At 73.8% G+C, this 17,082-nt stretch carries 15 protein-coding genes and 1 pseudogene; 7 read left to right on the top strand and 9 right to left on the bottom strand.

From position 1 onward, the window contains the following. Positions 1–42 precede the first annotated feature (42 nt). The 3 genes from ACZ3YO_RS06260 to ACZ3YO_RS06250 all read right to left on the bottom strand — a co-directional run bounded on the left by ACZ3YO_RS06260 (position 43) and on the right by ACZ3YO_RS06250 (position 2,556). On the bottom strand, positions 43–822 hold the full coding sequence (locus ACZ3YO_RS06260) for an ATP-grasp domain-containing protein (protein WP_465566268.1): 780 nt from the start codon (positions 820–822) through the stop codon (positions 43–45). Between the two features lie 104 nt (positions 823–926). Continuing rightward, entirely contained in the window at positions 927–1,301 is a 375-nt protein-coding gene (locus tag ACZ3YO_RS06255) for a hypothetical protein (RefSeq protein WP_465565509.1), read from the bottom strand. A gap of 64 nt (positions 1,302–1,365) precedes the next feature. Next, entirely contained in the window at positions 1,366–2,556 is a 1,191-nt protein-coding gene (locus tag ACZ3YO_RS06250; RefSeq protein ID WP_465544568.1) for an acyl-CoA dehydrogenase family protein, read from the bottom strand. A gap of 354 nt (positions 2,557–2,910) precedes the next feature. Here ACZ3YO_RS06250 and ACZ3YO_RS06245 point away from each other — a divergent pair, with 354 nt between their 5' ends. Continuing rightward, complete coding sequence (locus tag ACZ3YO_RS06245) at positions 2,911–3,231, top strand: hypothetical protein (protein ID WP_396319806.1); 321 nt, start codon at positions 2,911–2,913, stop codon at positions 3,229–3,231. 173 nt (positions 3,232–3,404) lie between these two features. Here the strand turns inward: ACZ3YO_RS06245 and ACZ3YO_RS06240 are convergent, their stop codons facing one another. Both ACZ3YO_RS06240 and ACZ3YO_RS06235 read right to left on the bottom strand, forming a co-directional pair. Continuing rightward, positions 3,405–3,713, bottom strand: a complete 309-nt coding sequence (locus ACZ3YO_RS06240; RefSeq protein WP_396319805.1) for an AzlD domain-containing protein — start codon at positions 3,711–3,713, stop codon at positions 3,405–3,407. Continuing rightward, complete coding sequence (locus tag ACZ3YO_RS06235) at positions 3,713–4,444, bottom strand: AzlC family ABC transporter permease (RefSeq protein WP_465565504.1); 732 nt, start codon at positions 4,442–4,444, stop codon at positions 3,713–3,715. The genes ACZ3YO_RS06240 and ACZ3YO_RS06235 overlap by 1 nt, the downstream gene beginning before the upstream one ends. A 69-nt stretch (positions 4,445–4,513) precedes the next feature. Here ACZ3YO_RS06235 and ACZ3YO_RS06230 point away from each other — a divergent pair, with 69 nt between their 5' ends. Then, complete coding sequence (locus ACZ3YO_RS06230) at positions 4,514–5,185, top strand: helix-turn-helix domain-containing protein (protein ID WP_465565502.1); 672 nt, start codon at positions 4,514–4,516, stop codon at positions 5,183–5,185. Positions 5,186–5,236: 51 nt separating this feature from the next. Here the strand turns inward: ACZ3YO_RS06230 and ACZ3YO_RS06225 are convergent, their stop codons facing one another. Beyond that, positions 5,237–7,156 carry a cholesterol oxidase substrate-binding domain-containing protein gene (locus ACZ3YO_RS06225; RefSeq protein WP_465565499.1) on the bottom strand — a complete coding sequence of 640 codons (1,920 nt, stop codon included), beginning with the start codon at positions 7,154–7,156 and terminating at the stop codon, positions 5,237–5,239. A gap of 206 nt (positions 7,157–7,362) precedes the next feature. On the opposite strand from ACZ3YO_RS06225, the pseudogene ACZ3YO_RS06220 reads away from it, so the two are divergent. From ACZ3YO_RS06220 to ACZ3YO_RS06210, 3 genes and pseudogenes are all read left to right on the top strand, one after another. Beyond that, positions 7,363–7,836, top strand: a pseudogene (locus ACZ3YO_RS06220) (nitrilase-related carbon-nitrogen hydrolase); the annotation flags it as partial. A 146-nt stretch (positions 7,837–7,982) separates the two neighbouring features. Further along, the gene (locus tag ACZ3YO_RS06215; protein WP_465565496.1) at positions 7,983–8,144 is read left to right on the top strand and encodes a hypothetical protein; all 162 of its coding nucleotides are present in this window, start codon (positions 7,983–7,985) and stop codon (positions 8,142–8,144) included. 176 nt (positions 8,145–8,320) lie between these two features. Further along, entirely contained in the window at positions 8,321–9,715 is a 1,395-nt protein-coding gene (locus tag ACZ3YO_RS06210; RefSeq protein ID WP_465565493.1) for a class II fumarate hydratase, read from the top strand. A gap of 120 nt (positions 9,716–9,835) precedes the next feature. Here ACZ3YO_RS06210 and ACZ3YO_RS06205 read toward each other — a convergent pair whose 3' ends face one another. Next, complete coding sequence (locus ACZ3YO_RS06205; protein WP_396319800.1) at positions 9,836–10,306, bottom strand: SPW repeat protein; 471 nt, start codon at positions 10,304–10,306, stop codon at positions 9,836–9,838. Between the two features lie 200 nt (positions 10,307–10,506). Here ACZ3YO_RS06205 and ACZ3YO_RS06200 point away from each other — a divergent pair, with 200 nt between their 5' ends. Further along, positions 10,507–11,097: a PadR family transcriptional regulator gene (locus ACZ3YO_RS06200; RefSeq protein ID WP_465565490.1), complete on the top strand. Its 591-nt coding sequence runs from the start codon at positions 10,507–10,509 to the stop codon at positions 11,095–11,097. 84 nt (positions 11,098–11,181) lie between these two features. Continuing rightward, positions 11,182–12,882, top strand: coding sequence for an acyl-CoA dehydrogenase family protein (locus ACZ3YO_RS06195; protein WP_465565487.1), 1,701 nt, complete (start codon positions 11,182–11,184; stop codon positions 12,880–12,882). Positions 12,883–13,044: 162 nt separating this feature from the next. Here ACZ3YO_RS06195 and ACZ3YO_RS06190 read toward each other — a convergent pair whose 3' ends face one another. After that, positions 13,045–14,319, bottom strand: coding sequence for a M28 family metallopeptidase (locus ACZ3YO_RS06190; RefSeq protein ID WP_465566265.1), 1,275 nt, complete (start codon positions 14,317–14,319; stop codon positions 13,045–13,047). 342 nt (positions 14,320–14,661) lie between these two features. Next, positions 14,662–17,025 (bottom strand): sensor histidine kinase, encoded by a 2,364-nt coding sequence (locus ACZ3YO_RS06185; RefSeq protein WP_465565484.1) that lies wholly within the window; start codon positions 17,023–17,025, stop codon positions 14,662–14,664. Positions 17,026–17,082 lie beyond the last annotated feature (57 nt).

Genomic DNA, 17,082 nt, shown 5'->3' with positions numbered 1-17,082 from the left:
GCGAACGGGTGACGGATGCCGGCATCCGTCAGCCGTCAGCCGTCAGCCGTCAGCCGCCGGCCGGACGAACCGGCGGTCGGCGGGGCGCAGCGCGGCCACCGGGCCGGCCGCGCGCAGGACCACGTCCAGGACGCGGGCCGGGTCGGCCGCGTAGGAGTGGGCGAACCACGGCATGTTGGCCTCGACGACGGCCCAGCGCTCGGCCGCGTCGTACGGGTCGAGCAGCGGGCCGACGTCGAGGGCGACGGCGCTGGGCAGGCCCTCGCCGACGGCGGCGAGCAGGCGGCGGGCGAAGGCGGTGGCCTCCGCGGTGAGCGGGCCGGGGTCGAGCCTGCCGAAGCGGGCGTAGCGGCTGCCCGTGACCACCTCGCCGTCGAGGACGAAGAGCCGGTACTCGGAGCCGAACGTCACCGGGTCGCTGACCAGCACGGCCGTGTCCGGCCCGATCCGCTCGCCGTGGCGCGGCAGGCGGGAGCCGTCGGCGTAGACGGCGGGCGGGAGGGACTTGTCGGCGGGCGGTTTCACGAAGGCGGGCCGGGTGAGCTTCCACGCCTCGGCGAGGGTGGTCAGTTCGATCCGCCGGCCGGTGAACTCCTCGGGCAGCCCGGCCGGCCAGTCGTCCTCGGGTTCGAGCAGGGCGAGGCCGAGCGGCGCGGCGATCCGGGCGGCGGCGATCGGGCCGCCGTACCAGTGGACGGGCCGCCCGGCCAGCCGGTCCACGGTGGCCGGGCCGGTGAGGAGGGCGGTCTCCAGCCCGCGTGCGGCCGCGGCCTCGGCGAGGAGGGCGGTGGTGCTCGTCTCCTGGGCCGAGGTGAGCAGCACGGGCGCCCCGGCGGGTCGCGCACCGGCCGGCCGGGTGACGGCCTCCCGCGCGACGGCCGTCACGGGGCGGGCCGTCACGGGGCGGGCCGTCACGGGGCGGGCCCTCACGGGGCGGGCCGGAACTCGTGGACGACCTCGATGCGGCCGACGATGTGCCGGTTGAACTCCGGCAACTCCTCGGCCGGCACCCAGAGTTCGAGGATCGTCCGGCCGCCGGCCTGCTGCACCGGGTAGCGGGCCAGGAAGGCGGTGTCCACCTCGAACCGGGTCACGTACCCCACACCGGAGGCGGGGACGTTCCAGTCGCGGGCGATCCGGATCGCGTAGTCCTCATTGAGCACCGGGTAGAAGATCGGCTGGTCGGGCAGGCGGGGCGGCCACACGCGCCGACTGGAGGCCTCGACCAGGGCCAACTCCTCGGGCCCGGTGGGGCGCCAGAGGGTCGTGGTCGGGGAGGTGAGGGGCGTCCGGCTGGCCATAGGGAGGGACGGTAGCCGGGCCGGCGTCGGCCCGGCCACCGGATTTCGGGGGCGGAGCGGCGGGTCAGCGGTAGGCCGACTCGCCGGTGATGGCCTCGCCGAGGACAAGGGTGTGGATCTCGCTGGTGCCCTCGTAGGTCAGCACCGACTCCAGGTTGTTGGCGTGCCGCAGCACCGGGTACTCGGTGGTGATGCCGTTGGCGCCGAGCACCGTGCGGGCGCTGCGGGCGATCTCCAGCGCGGCGCGCACGTTGTTGAGCTTGCCGAAGCTGACGTGGGCCGGGCGGGCCGCGCCCTCGTCCTTCAGGCGGCCGATCCGCAGCGCGACCAGGTAGGCCTTCTCCACCTCCATCATCATCTCGACCAGCTTCTGCTGGGTGAGCTGGAAGCCTGCGATCGGGCGGTCGAACTGGACGCGGCTCTTGGCGTAGTCGAGCGCGGCGGTGTAGCAGTCGCGGGCGGCCCCGACGGTGCCCCAGAGGATGCCGTAGCGGGCCTCGTTGAGGGAGGAGAGCGGTCCGCGCAGGCCGGTCACGCCGGGCAGGACGGCGTCGGCGGGCAGCACGACCTCGTCGAAGGCCAGCTCGCTGGTGACCGAAGCGCGCAGCGAGAGCTTTCCGTGCACGTCGGTGGCGGTGAAGCCGGGGGTACCGGGCTCGACCAGGAAGCCGCGGACGCCGTCCTCGGTCTGCGCCCAGACGACGGCGACGTCGGAGATGCTGCCGTTGGTGATCCACATCTTGGAGCCGGAGAGCACCCAGTCGGCGCCCTCGCCGGCGCCCTTGCGGCGGGCGCGGGTACGCATGTTGGCCGGGTCGGAGCCGAAGTCGGGCTCGGTGAGGCCGAAGCAGCCGATGAGCTCGCCGGCGGCCATGCCGGGCAGCCAGCGCTGCTTCTGCTCCTCGGAGCCGTAGGCGTGGATCGAGCGCATCGCCAGCGAGCCCTGGACGGACACGAAGCTGCGCAGCCCGGAGTCGGCGGCCTCCAGCTCCATGCAGGCGACCCCGTAGGCGACGGCGGTGGAGCCGGTGCAGCCGTAGCCGTCGAGGTGCATGCCGAGCACACCGAGGGCGCCGAGTTCGGGGGCGAGTTCGCGGGCCGGGAAGACGCCGCGCTCGAACCAGTCGGCCAGGTGCGGGCGGATCCGCTCCTCGGTGAACTTCCGTACGGTGTCGCGGATCAGTCGTTCCTCGTCGGTGAGCAGGTCACCGACGGCGAGGAGGTCGGCCGGGTCGATCCGGGGCTGCTTCGCCATCGAAGCTCCTTGTCGTCCTTGTGGTCTCGGCGGGTACCGGTCCGGGCCGGTCGCGCTCCCGCTCCGGGGGCCGGCGAGGGTACCGGCCGCGGCGGGTACCGGCGAGTATTCCGCACGCGGCCGGGCTCCGGGCGGCCGGAGGCGAGGGAGTGAGCATGTCCACAGTCGATGACCACGGAGGAACCGTCGGACGCCATGGGACCGGCGGACGCCATGGGAGCGGAGGCACCCCACGCCCGACCACGCTCCTCGTCAGGGCGCCCACACCGGCGGCACTTCCCGTCGAAAGGCCTCCCGCGCCTCGATAGGATGATCGCTTTCGCAGGCTCCGGCAGCTGAAGTGAGGGGTGGGCCATGACGCGCTGGGCACTGGTCGTCCAGGAGACCGAGGGCGCCGGCAACGACCGGATCTGGGGCACCAACGTGCTCGCCGAGATCGAGGGCACCCGCGAGGAGGCCCTCGCCGAGCTGAAGCGGCTCGTGCCGACGTACACGCCGCAGCACCCGTTCAACAGCCGCCAGCGCACTCTGCTCCGGGACGGCGACACCTACCTGCTGATCTCCAAGGGCAGCATGCGGGACTACCACTGCGTGTTCAAGGTCTGGGAGCTGCTCTGGGACAGCAAGCGGCCCGAGATCCAGCAGGAGCGTCTGACGGAAGGCGCCACCGGCTGAACCCGGGCCTGCGCCCAGGCGGTCGGCCCCGAGGGGCCGCCCCACCCGACAGCGACCGGGACGGTGCGCCAGGTCGGGACGGTGCGCCGGGTCAGGGCGGTGCGCCAGGTCGGGACGGTGCGTCACGAGGGCGGGCCAGGGCGGCGGGCCGCACCCTGGCCGTGGGCGCCGCGTCAGGCGATCCCGCAGAGCCGTAGCACCGCCGTGGTCGCCGCGCCCGCCACCACCACGACCGGGAACGGCGCGCGGCGCAGCGCGAGCAGCCCGGCGACCAGTACGCCGGCGGGCCGGGCCCAGCCGGCGAAGTCGTGGCCCCGGGTGAGGGCGCCGGTGGCGACGAGGGCGACCAGCAGTACGGCGGCGGCCACGGCGAGCAGGTGGCGCAGCCGGTCGGAGAGGGTGAGCCGGTGACCGAGGGCGGGACCGGCGATCCGGAAGGCGTAGGTGCCGGCGGCCAGCAGGAGGACGGCGAGCAGGGGCATCAGCGGACCTCTTCGGCGATCGGCACGGGTGTCTGACCGGCGGGCTGCTCCCCGGTCGGGCGGGCCGGGCCCCGGCCGGCGAAGACCAGGCCGAGGAGGGCGAGCAGGACGGGCAGGCCGGCCGGCAGGAACGGGGTGGCGGCGACCGCGACGGCGGCGCCGGCCAGGGCGGCGGCGCGGGTGCGCGGGTCGGTGAGCGACGGCAGGACGAGCGCGAGCAGGACGGCGGGGAAGGCGGCGTCGAGCCCGAGGGCGTCGGTGTCGCCGATGAGGCCGCCGGCGGCGGCGCCGAGCACGACGGCGGCGTTCCAGACCATGAACAGGGCGACCCCGCAGAGCCAGAACGCGGCCCGACGGCGGCGCCGGTCGGGCTGGAGCAGGGCGAACGCGACCGACTCGTCGGTCAGCAGCTGGGCGCCGAGCAACCGCCGCCACCAGGGTCCGTCGAGGACGTCGGCGACGGTGAAGCCGAACGGCAGCAGGCGGGCGTTGAGGACCAGGCCGGTGGCGACGGCGGCGAGCGCGCCGCCGCCGGAGAGGACCACGCCGACGGCCGCGAACTGGGAGCCGCCCGCGAAGACCAGCACGGACATGGCGATCGGCACCCAGAGCGGCAGGCCGCCGGAGACGCTGATGGCGCCGAAGGAGGCACCGACCAGGGCGTCGGCCACGCAGACCAGGGCGATGTCACGCAGCGTGGAACGGTCGAGTGTTCGGAGGAGCGAACGCATGTCCAGTAGAGTGAACCCGATGACTGTCGTTCGTCAAGGCGAACGCGTGGACCTGTGGAGCGAACGCGGATGAGTGTGGGCAGCGACGGAACCGGCCCCGGCGGCGGCAGTGCCCCCGGCGGCGGCAGCGGAGCGAGCGGCACCGGCAGGCCGGGCGGCGGCGCGGGCGACAACGGCGGGCCGGCCACGTCCGGTTCGGAGCTGATCGGCCTGATCTCCGCCTCGATCCGGCGCGAGCGCGAGCGCGTCGGACTCTCGATGGCCGAGCTGGCCCGGCGGGCCGGGATCGCCAAGTCCACGCTCTCCCAGCTGGAGTCCGGCGCCGGCAACCCCAGCGTGGAGACGCTCTGGGCGCTCGGCGTCGCGCTGGACGTGCCGTTCAGCCGGCTGGTCGACCCGCCGCGGCCGGTGGTGCGGGTGATCCGGGCCGGCGAGGGGCCGGTCACCCACTCCGAGCGGGCCGACTACGCCGCCACCCTGCTGGCCTCCTGCCCGCCCAACGCCCGCCGCGACATCTACCGGATCGAGGCGCAGCCGGGCGAGACCCGCGCCTCCGATCCGCACATGCCGGGCACGGTCGAGCACCTCCTGATCGGCGCGGGGCGTGCGCTGGCCGGCCCGTCGGAGGCGCCGGTCGAGCTGGGCCCGGGCGACTACGTGAGCTACCCGGGCGACGCCCCGCACGTCTTCCGCGCGCTGGAGCCCGGAACGCTGGCCGTGATCGTGATGGAGCACGTCTGACCGGAGCGGCGCTCCCCGCCGCCGGGCGGCCCGCGCCGGACGGACCGGCCGTCAGTTCGTCAACAGCCGGTCCAGGAACGGGTTTCCGAAGACCCGGTGCGGGTCGTGGCGGTCCAGTACGGTGATCGCCTCGTCCCAGCCGGGGCCGCCGCCGTCGCGGTGGCTGGCGGGGATGACCCGGCCGAGCACGTCCGGGTCGGCCCAGGCGGCGTCCGCGGTGTAGGCCCAGCCCTTGGACCACTCGACGCGCAGGCCGGCCCGGGTGCCGTCGAAGGTGCGGAGCAGGAACTGTTCGAGCTCGCGGGCGAAGCGGTGCAGCCCGGGCGTACCGGGGAAGGCGAGGACGTCGAGCCAGACGGCGGTGTCCCATTCGGGGCGGTCGGGCCGGGGGCGCAGCGCGGAGAGCAGGGGCGGCCGGGCGCCGGGGACACCGCAGGAGGCGGGGTCGTCCAGGCCGGTGACCCGGATCTCGACCGCGCCGTTCACCGGGAACTCGCCGCGCGCCTGGTAGTCGGCGAGCAACTGCCGGTAGTGGTCGGCGAATTCGGCGAGCACCCACTGGAGGTCGGCGCGCCGGGCGAGGATGGCGTAGCCGTTGGCGGTGACCCGCAGGGTGGTGGGGCGGACGTACTGCATCAGGGTGCGGGAGGGGCCCCAGAGGTCGGAGCGCAGGCCGCCGGCGAGCAGGTGGGTGAGCACCTCGCCGGTGAGCAGGTCGCGGATCAGACCGCCGGAGAGCAGGACGTCGGTGAGGTCCCCGGTGAGCCCCACCTTGGCGACCAGGTACTGGAGTTGGCCGAAGAGCGGGGCCGACGACCAGGCGCCGGTGACGAGTTGGCCGGCGAGCCGGGCGACCGGTTCCGGGATGTTGTCGGAGAAGGGGTAGTTGTACGGTTCCTCGACGGCACGGGAGGCGAACGGGCGCTCCGGGGCGACGCTCCAGGTCTTCAGCCAGGGGCGGTCCGTGTAGGCGAACCAGATCGCCTCGGCGCGGCCGTCGCGCTCGACGAAGTCGGCGAAGGTGCGCGGCCGGCGGCCGAGGGGACCGGAGGTGCCCGGGCGGGCGAAGAGTTCGCTCGCCGGGACGTCCAGCCGGCTGACGCAGCGCAGCTGCCGGTCGGCGCCGGCCCGGAGCACCACCTCGGTCACGAAGGCCCGGCCGAGGTGGACGAGGAACGCGGCGCTGTCGGCCTCGGCGCGGTCGAAGGTGCGCAGGGTGTAGCGGCCGGTGCCGGGGTCGTGGACGACGGCGGTCAGCCGGGTGATCTGGTTGCTCAGCGAGCCGTAGCCCTGGCCGTCCGGGCGGGTCTCGCCGGCGGCCGGGGCGGCGGTGCCGTGGCCGCCGATGGCGAGCACCCCGCCGACGGTCAGCTCGCCGGGCGCGGGGCAGTTGGCGACGCCGAGGCCGCGGCCGGCCAGGTGGGCGAGCAGGTCCTCCATGGTGGCGCCGGTCTGGACCCGGACGGTGTCCGGCGAGTCGGCGGTGATCGCGGTGAGGTGGCGGGTGGTGTCGAGCAGCAGGACGCGGGCACTCTCGGGGGTGGCGTCGGCGACGGTGAGCGGGGCCCAGGTGTGCCGGTGTCCCTGGGCGCGCAGCCGCCAGCCGTTGGCGTGGGCCCAGTCGGCGAGCGGGGGCACCTCCTCGGGGGTCCGCGGGGCGCAGGTCCAGAGCTGGTCGGTGCGGACCTCGCCGGACCAGTTCTGGTAGACCCGCTGGTACAGCTCGGTACCGGCGGGCAGTCCGGGCGGCGCCGGGGTGACGGCCTGCGCGTGGTCCGGGCCGATCGTGCCGCGCAGCAGCCAGGCGGCCCCGCCGAGCGCGGCCGAGGCGCCGAGCAGTTCACGCCGGCTCAGGCCGGTGCCGCTCCTGCGGGCCCCGCGGGGCCCGTCGACGTCCGCGCCGTCGCGGCGTTCGCCGTCGTGGTGCCCGCCGGTCTGGTGCCCGCCGCCGTGGTGCCCTGGTGCTGTCATGCCCGCCCCCTGCGTGGCGACGGGTGCCGCGGGCCGCGCGTCCTGCGCCGCACGCCGCACGCGAGCGCCGTCGTGACCGTTCCCCCGATCCGCGTACGAGCGTACGAAGCCGGACGGGCCGGGCGGCCGCCAACGGGCCTCCGGCTCACGATCTTCACCCTTTCGAATGAAGCTTGCCCGGTTCCCCGACGGCTCCTAGGTTGATCGTGATCTCCACCCCTGATCACCCTCTCGGAGGCCCCACAGTGCCCGCGCCCCTGACCGTTGCCGTCGCCCAGCCCGTCTGCGCCGAGGCCTCCCGGCCGGAGACCGTGGCCGTCAACGTCCGACGGCACGTCGACGCGGTCCGCCAGGCCGGTGCCCGGCTGGTGGTCTTCCCCGAGTTCTCGCTGACCGGCTACGACCTCACCGCGCCCGCGATCGACCCCGCCGACGCGCGGCTCGCGCCGCTGGTCGAGGCCTGCGCCGCGGCCGGCACGACCGCCCTGGCCGGCGCGCCGGTGCGCGAGGCGGACGGCCGCGAGTACATCGCCACGCTCGCCGTCACCGGCGAGGGCGCCGAGGTCGTCTGCCGGAAGACCCGGCTGCACGGAGCGGAGGGCGACCGCTTCACCCCCGGCGACAAGCCCGCGGTGCTGGAGCTGGACGGCCGGCGGATGGGCCTGGCGATCTGCGCGGACGCCGCGTTCCCCGACCACGCCGAGCAGCTGGCCGCGCTCGGCATCGACGTCTACGTCGCCTCCACCCTGTACGGCGACGACCCGGTGGCGCTCGCCCGGCGGGACGGCCAGGTCCGCGACCGGCCGCCGCGCACCGGGTGTGGGGCGTGCTGGCCACCTCGGCCGGGGCCAGCGGCGGGTACCCGCGGACCTCGGGCGGGTCGGGCTTCTGGGCGCCGGGCGGCGCCCTCGTCGCCCAGGCCGGGGCCGAGCCGGGCGCGGTCGTCCGCCACGAGCTGCCCTGGCCCGAAGGAGCGGTGGCGCCGTAGTGCGGTGACCCCCGGCAAAGGGGCGGCCGGGGCCGGACGGTACCCCGGGGGCGGAAATACCAGGGGCCCGCGCGCGGCTGTCGTGATCGGAGACCGAATCCGGTACCGCTACCGGTACCGACAGCACGACCGAGACCAAGGCCGCCCCCGGGGCCGGCCGGGAGGAGCAGCGCGCGATGGGCGACGAGCAGGAGTACCGGACCGAGCACGACTCGATGGGCGAGGTCCGGGTGCCGGTGGCGGCGAAGTGGCAGGCGCAGACGCAGCGGGCGGTGGAGAACTTCCCGGTGTCCGGCCAGCGGCTGGAGCACGCCCACATCGCGGCGCTGGCCCGGATCAAGGCGGCCGCGGCGCGGGTGAACGCCCGGCTCGGGGTGCTGGACGACGAGACGGCGGAGGCGATCGCGGCCGCCGCGGAGCAGGTCGCGGAGGGCCGCTGGGACGCCGAGTTCCCGGTGGACGTGTTCCAGACCGGCTCCGGTACCTCGTCCAACATGAACACCAACGAGGTGATCGCGACGCTGGCCTCGGAGCGGCTGGGCCGGCCCGTCCACCCGAACGACCACGTCAACGCGAGCCAGTCCTCGAACGACGTGTTCCCGTCCTCGATCCACATCGCGGCCACCGCCGCCGTCACCCACGACCTGATCCCCGCACTGGAGCACCTGGCGGAGGCGCTGGAGCGCAAGGCGGCGGAGTTCGCGCAGGTGGTGAAGTCCGGCCGGACGCACCTGATGGACGCCACCCCGGTCACCCTGGGCCAGGAGTTCGCCGGGTACGCGGCGCAGGTACGGCACGGGCGGGAGCGGCTGCTGGCGACGCTCCCCCGGGTCGCCGAACTGCCGCTCGGCGGCACGGCGGTGGGCACCGGCATCAACACCCCGCCCGGGTTCGCCGCGGCCGTGATCGAGGAGGTGGCCCGGGCCACCGACCTGCCGCTGACGGAGGCCCGCGACCACTTCGAGGCGCAGGGTGCGCGGGACGGCCTGGTCGAGCTGAGCGGCCAGCTGCGCACCGTCGCGGTCGGCTTCACCAAGATCGCCAACGATCTGCGCTGGATGGGCTCGGGCCCGCGAACCGGTCTCGGGGAGATCAACCTGCCCGACCTCCAGCCGGGTTCTTCGATCATGCCCGGCAAGGTGAACCCGGTGCTGCCCGAGGTGGTGCTGATGGTCTCGGCGCAGGTGATCGGCAACGACGCGACCGTCACGGTGGCGGGCGCGAGCGGCAACTTCGAGCTGAACGTGATGCTCCCGGTGATCGCCCGCAATGTGCTGGAGTCGGTCCGGCTGCTCGCCAACAGCGCCCGGCTGCTGGCCGACCGGACGGTGGACGGCATCACCGCCAACGCCGAACGGGCCCGCGAGTACGCGGAGTCCTCGCCGTCGGTGGTCACCCCGCTCAACCGGTACATCGGCTACGAGGAGGCCGCCAAGGTCGCCAAGCAGGCGCTGGCCGAGCGGAAGACGATCCGTCAGGTGGTTCTGGAGCGGGGCTACCTGGAGCAGGGGCTGCTCACCCGGGAGCAGCTGGACGAGGCGCTGGACGTGCTGCGGATGACCCGGCCGTAGCCCGGAGACGGCGGGGCGGCCGCAGTGCCGTCCCGCAGGGGGCGGACGTGCCGGGGCGCGGACGGCGGCCTCGCCGTTCCGCGCCCCGGTCCGGGCTGCCCGTCCGGGCTTCCCGTGAGGTCAGCTCCTGGCCCGGCCGGCCCGGCCGCGCCTCATCGACGCTCCGTTCGATGTCATGGTGGCCATCGAGATCGCGGCGAGCCCCAGCAGGAACATCACGCCGCCCGCGATCAGGCAGGTGACGATGTTCTTGCCACGGTCCACCTCACCGGACACCACCCAGGGAGAGATGATCGTCCACGCGCCGAGCAGGGTCGCGGCCCAGGCCCGTGCGTGGGTGCGCTCGTACGCCGAGCCGTATCCGGCCATCAGCAGGCAGTACGCCAGGCCGACGATCAGGCAGGTGACGGTCAGCGTGCTGAAGGCGGTGAAGCCGACGATCCATGGCGAGGCCGCCAGGAAGAGACCGGCGAGAACGGCCAGGGCCTCGATGCCCTGGGCCTGCGGGGTCAGCGTGACCCGCTCGTAGTGCTCCCGTAGTTCGACGATGTCCGGATGGTGCTCCATGCCCATCGGAATCTGGGTAGACACCGATACCACCTCCTACGTCCGGAACATGGAAGGCGCTAGCGCGCCCGTACCCATTCTGGCGCTGATCTACCGTTTTGCACCTTTTTGCCTCGGAAGCTACCCTGCCGGGTTTCGCGCCGCGACGACGAAGCGGTGAGCTGCGTCTCACCGGGGCGGGGCGCCCTTGTGTATGCAACTCGTTGCATAGCAGGATGCCGGTCATGGCACTGGAGCACGCGATCCTCGTCTCGCTGCTGGAGCAGCCCGGCTCGGGCTACGAGCTGGCCCGGCGGTTCGACCGCTCGATCGGCCGCTTCTGGACCGCCACCCACCAGCAGATCTACCGGGTGCTGCGGCGCATGGAGGCCGACGGCTGGATCTCGGCCGAGGAGGTCGCCCAGGACGGCCGGCCGGACAAGAAGGTGTACTCGGCCGCCGAGCCGGGCCGCACCGCCCTGGCCGGCTGGCTGCGCGAGCCGGTCGAACCGGAGACCGTCCGGCACGAGCTGGCGGTCAAGATCCGCGCTGCGGCCTTCGACGACCCGGCCGCGCTGATCGCCGAGGTCGAACGCCACCGGGAGGGCCACGCCGCCCTGCTCGCCCGCTACCTGCACGGCGAGCAGCGCGACTTCCCCTCCCCCGCCGCGCTCGACCCCCGGCAGCAGCTCCAGCACGTGGTGCTGCGCGGCGGCATCGAGTACGAGCGGATGACCCTCGCCTGGCTGGACGACGTGCTCGCCACCCTGCACCGCCTCGCCGCCGGCCAAGCCGACCAAGCAGGCTCCGGCGGCCCCGGCGACCACCGGCCGTAGGCCCAAGCCGCCCAGGCCCCGGGGCACCCCGTACCCCACACCGTCCTCACACCCCTCGAATCCCTCGACCCCCGGGAGCCCGTGATGCTCTTCAACCCGCGTACGTACGACCCCGCGCAGTTCGACGAGCCGACCCGCCGACTGCTGCGCGCGACCGTGGACTGGTTCGAGTCCCGCGGCAAGAAGGCGCTGATCGACACCTACATCGACCGCACCTGGTACGCCGACTTCCTCGAATTCGCCGCGAAGGAAGGCCTGTTCGCGGAGTTCCTGACCCCGTCCTCGGCCGACCCGGCCAAGCGCTGGGACACCGCCCGGATCGCCGAGCTGAACGAGATCCTCGGCTTCTACGGCCTCGGCTACTGGTACACCTGGCAGGTCACCATCCTCGGCCTCGGCCCGGTCTGGCAGAGCGAGAACGAGGCCGTCCGGGCCCGTGCCGCCCAGCTGCTGGCGGAGGGTCACGTGATGGCGTTCGGGCTCTCCGAGCGCAGCCACGGCGCCGACATCTACTCGACGGACATGATCCTCACCCCCGACGGCGAAGGCGGCTTCACCGCCACCGGCCCCAAGTACTACATCGGCAACGGCAACGTCGCCGGCCTGGTCTCGGTGTTCGGCCGCCGCTCGGACGTCGAGGGCCCGGAGGGCTACGTCTTCTTCGCCGCCGACAGCCGCCACGAGGCGTACCAGCTGGTCAAGAACGTCGTGAACGCCCAGATGTACGTCAGCGAGTTCCGGCTGGAGGACTACCCGGTGCGCGCCGAGGACGTGCTGCACACCGGCAAGGCCGCCTTCGACGCCGCGCTGAACACCGTCAACGTCGGCAAGTTCAACCTCTGCACCGCCTCCGTCGGCATCTGCGAGCACGCGATGTACGAGGCCGTCACGCACGCCCACAACCGGGTGCTCTACGGCAAGAAGGTCACCGACTTCCCGCACGTGCGGCGTGAGCTGACCGACGCGTACGCCCGCCTGGTGGCGATGAAGCTGTTCTCCGACCGCGCGGTGGACTACTTCCGCACCGCCTCGCCCGAGGACCGTCGCTACCTGCTCTTCAACCCGATGACCAAGATGAAGGTCACCACGGAGGGCGAGAAGGTCATCGACCTGATGTGGGACGTCATCGCGGCCAAGGGCTTCGAGGCGGACACCTACTTCGACAAGGCGGCGAAGGACATCCGCGGCCTTCCGAAGCTGGAGGGCACCGTCCACGTCAACCTGGCGCTGATCCTCAAGTTCATGGCCAACTACCTGTTCAGCCCGGCCGAGTACGCGCCGGTGCCGAGCCGGCTGGACGCGGCCGACGACGAGTTCCTGTTCCGGCAGGGCCCGGCCCGCGGTCTGGGCGCGATCCGCTTCCACGACTGGCGCACCGCGTACGACGCGCACGCGCACGTCCCGAACGTCGCCCGGTTCCGCGAACAAGCCGACGGCTTCTGCGAGTTCCTGGTCCAGCACGCGCCGAGCGCGGAGCAGCAGGCGGACCTGGACTTCCTGCTCGAGATCGGTCAGCTGTTCGCGCTGATCGTCTACGGCCAGCTGGTGCTGGAGCAGGCCGAGTTGACCGGGCTGGAGGCGGACGTCCTGGACCAGATCTTCGACGCGCTGGTGCGGGACTTCTCCGCGCACGCCACCGAGCTGCACGGCAAGGCGTCCGCGACCGAGGCGCAGGCCGCCTGGGCGCTGGCGCACGTCCGCCGCCCGGTCGCGGACGGCGAGCGGGCGGCGAAGGTGTGGGCCCGGGTCGAGGCGCTCTCCGGCGCCTACGAGATGCAGCCGTAGCAGTCACAGGGCTGTCGTGGCCGTAGCGGCCGTCCTGGCCGCTACGGCCGCCGTGGCCGCGACGGCCTCGGCGGCTCGAGCGGCTCCGCGAGCGGGGGTGCCGGCGGCGGCCGGCACCCCTTCACCTCGTGCGGTTTGCTTCGCCCTCCTGCCGCGAGGGCGTCAGAAGGTGAGCTTCCAGCTGTCGATGTAGCCGGTGTCCTGCCGGGCCACGTCCTGGACCTTCAGCTTCCACGTGCCGTTGGCGGGCACCGCGGAGGCGTTGACCGTGTAGGTGGTCTGGACGTTGGGCGCGGAGTCGTTGCCGCTGGAGTTCTTCAGCCGGAACGTGGTGCCGTTCGGCGCGACCAGGTCGACGACGAGGTCACCGCGCCAGGTGTGCTTGATGTCGACGCCGACCTTGAGGGCGGCGGGCGCGTTGCCGGTCTGCCCGGTCACCGCGAGGTCGGAGGTCACCGCGGAACCGTAGTCGGGAATCTGGACGTCGGCGGTGTTCTCGAAGACGGTGCCGGTGGGCGGCGTGGTGTCGCCGGCCGAGAGCGTCCAGACCGCGTAGGCGATGGCGTCGCTCATCCGGTCCAGCGCCGTGTCGTCGATGTTGGCGCTGGTGTCACAGGAGGAGTGGTAGCAGCGGTCGAACGGCTGGCCCGCCGTCCCGCCCCACTTGGCCGCCTGGGCACTGGTCTTGGTGTAGTCGGCGCCGCTGAAGAGGCCTCCGACCCGGATGCCGGCGTCCTGGAACGGGGCGTGGTCGGAGCGGCCGTCGCCCTCGAAGTCCTGCTCGGTGGCGATGCCGAGGCCCGCGAAGTAGTCGCGGAACAGCGCGTCCAGCGCGGTGTCGTACCGGTAGGTGAAGTAGCCCGGGTTGGGCGAGCCGATCATGTCGAAGTTGAGGTAGGTGTCGATCTTCGAACGCTCGGCGGAGGGAAGGCTGTTGACGTAGTTCTTGGAGCCGACCATGCCGTACTCCTCGGCGCCCCACCAGCCGAAGCGCAGGTGCTTGGCGGGCTTGAGCCCGGCCCGGGAGACGGCCAGCGCGGTCTCCAGGATGCCGGCCGAGCCGGAGCCGTTGTCGTTGATGCCCGGGCCTCCGGTGACGGAGTCCAGGTGGGCTCCGGCCATCACGACGTGCGAGGTGTCCCCGCCCGGCCAGTCGGCGACCAGGTTGTAGCCGGTCGAGCCGTTGTAACTGAAGCTCTGCAGCGTGGTGGTGAAGCCCGCCGCGTCCAACTTGCCCTTCACGTAGTCGATCGAGGCCTTGTAGCCGGCCCGCCCGTGGGCGCGGTTGCCGCCGTTGGCGGTGGCTATCGACTGCAGTTGGGCCAGGTGCGCCTTCACGTTGGCGACCGGGATGTCGGGGGCGGCGGCAGCCGCCGTGCTGGCGGCCGGTGCGGCGGGGGCCGCCGTGGGGGCCGCGACTGCGGCGGGGGCGAACAGGGCGGCGGCGAGAGTGACGACCGCCCCGGTCGACAGGGCGGATCGGCGCAGGCGGGATCGCCGCGAGGCGCGCTCGGTCAAGGGAGGCTCCGGTTTCTGGTGGGGCAGAACGGAAAGTGCGGAACCTCGCGGGCGACGGGTGGAGTCAGGGGCCGGCCGGAGTAGGGGTCCGGTCGATGTGCAGAGCAAGAACAGGGGCGCGCCCGCGAAGTTGACGCGACCATGATGATTAAGGCAACCCTCGGTTCCGTCAAGAGGGCCGGGCGTGGCGGCGGCACGGTTGACGGCAGACGCATGACGGACAACAGCTGACGGATCGTGACATCCGGCAGCCGTCGTCCGTCAGCCGGACTCCGACGCGCTGCGTGCGCCCACGCTCGGAGCACCCACCTCGGAGGCGGCCGGCGTCCGCGGCAGTACCGCCCGGACGATGGCGCCGCCGTCGTGGTTGACGGCGGTGAAACCGCCACCCAATTCCTCGGCCCGCTCGGCCATCGAGCGCAGACCGAGACCGGAACCCGCCCGGTGGTCGGTCGTCGCCCCGGACGCTTCGCCGGGCCCGTCGCCGGGCCGGTGACCGGGCGCTGCATCGGCCACCGGGAGGGGCGGCGGCTCGGCCCGGCCGTCGGTGGCGCCGGCACGGCCCGGGCCCGGGAAACCGCGGCCGTCGTCGCGGGCCTCGACCACCACCTCGTCCGGGCGGACCCGCAGCGTCAACCGGGCCTCCGTGGCACCCGAGTGACGCAGCACGTTGTTCAGCGCCTCGCCGCTGATCCGCAGCACCGCCACCTCGACGGCGGCCGGCAGTGCGGGCGGCGGGTCCGGGTCGAGCACCAGGGCGAGCCGGACGTGGTCCCCGTCCAGCCCGGCGACCAGCCGGCGCAACGCGCCCGCCAGCCCGTCGCTCGCCAGCGCCGCCGGCGCCAGACCCTCCGTGATCCGGCGCAGCTCGACGATCGCCTGCCCGATCCCTGCCGAGACCGCGCGCAGCGACCGGGCGGCCGGGGAGTCCTCGGGAACGGCCGCGCGCGCGGTGTCGACGCCGAGCCGCAGCCCGGAGAGGGTGGGGCCGAGCCCGTCGTGGAGGTCGTGCCGCAGCCGACGGCGTTCCTCCTCCCGGGCCAGCACGATCTGCCGTCGCCCGGCCTGGAGTTCCTCGTACATGCGCAGCGAGGCGATGGCCGGCGCGGCCTGGTCGGCGAGGAAACGCAGCACCTCGTGATCCTGGGCGTCCAGTACGGGCTGGCCGGCGCGCGGCGGCGCGTAGAGGTCGGCGATCACGGCGCCCTCGTAACTGAGGGGGAAAACCTGGCTGTTGGGAGCGACGGTGCCGACCGAGGCGACTTCGTGCGGGCCGTTGCGGGTGTGCAGGACGACCCGGGCGCCGGGCAGGCCGAGGGCGTTGACCACCGTGTCGCAGAGCAGCGGTGGCGCGTCGGCCGGGCTGACGGCGCGGCTGAGCCGTTCGGCGAGCTCGCGCACCACCTGGTAGGGGCGGGCCCGGTCGCCGTAGTAGAAGCGGTCGACGGCGCGGAGCACCCAGCGGGTGGTCGGGCCGAGCAGTCCGCCGATGGCGAGCGCGCCGGCCGCGAGGAGCTGGGCACCGGCGGTGCTGGCCTGGGGCAGCGCGCGGCGCAGCAGCAGCCCGATGCCGAGGTAGCCCGAGATCAGCATCGCGGTGAGGGCGAGCACGCTGAGCATCCGGCGGGTGGCACGGTCGAGGTAGCGGGAGCGGTCGCGGGTGAAGGCATAGCCGACGGCGCCGAGCATCCAGAGTGCGGAGCCGGTGAAGTAGGCGAACGCACCGAAACTCTCCGAACTTCCCATCCGGAGGGCGAGGTTGGTGGTGATCAGCCAGATCAGGTACGGGACGAGCACCGGGGCGACCGTCCGGTGCGGGCGGGCCGAGCGCCGCCACCGCACCGCGGCCACCGTCAGGCTGCCCGTGACGACGGCCCAGGAGACGAGGGTGACGTGCCACTCGTCCAGCGGCAGCCCCTCCCCCTGGGGCACCAGGACGTCCCCGAAGTAGGGCAGGGGCACGCCGAGCCGCACCACGCAGGCGTGGCAGGCGCTCCACACCGCGATCGCGGCGACGAAGAGGCGCCCCCAACCGCCGGGAAGCCGGCCCTCGGGCAGCCAGAGGGGGAGCGCGAGGGACAGGAAGATGAACAGGGTGACCGAGGCGAGCAGCATCCCCGCGCCGACGGCCTCCGGCACGGGGCCGGCGCCGGCCGACGCGGCGGCGAGCAGGAAGAAGCGGGAGAGGCAGCCGCCGAGGCCGGCGGCGAGCATGGTCACGCCGAGGCTGCGGCCGACGGGGCGGGGCTCCCCGGGGGCGGGGCGGGCGGCTTCGGGGGTTGGTGTGGCGGCGGCGCGCGGGGGTGCGGCGGTGGTGGCGCGCGGGGGTGCGGCGGTGGTGGCGCGCGGGGGTGCGGCGGCGAGTGCCGGGTCGTCCGGCCCGGCGCGGTGGGCGAGGATCAGCAGGCCGGAGAGCCCGAAGGCGAACCCCAGCAGCACCGTCTCGCCGTCGTGGAGGAAGAACGGCTCGGCCCAGGCGGCGTCCTGGCGGGTCAGGGCCAGCACCACCCAGCCGAGGCCGCTGGCCAGCGTCAGCCCGCAGGCCCAGTAGGCCCAGGTCAGGCTGGCCTGCCTCGGCCGGTCGGCGGTGGCTCGGCTCATGGTGGCCGTGGCCGGTTCGCTCATGTGGGCCTCCGTGTGAGCCTCCGTACGGGCGCCTGCGGGGGTACCCGAACGGGTCCC

The organism is Kitasatospora sp. NPDC022785, from assembly GCF_055561295.1.
The sequence above is the reverse complement of the archived record's forward strand: the minus strand, read 5'-3'. Positions and strand labels throughout refer to the sequence as shown.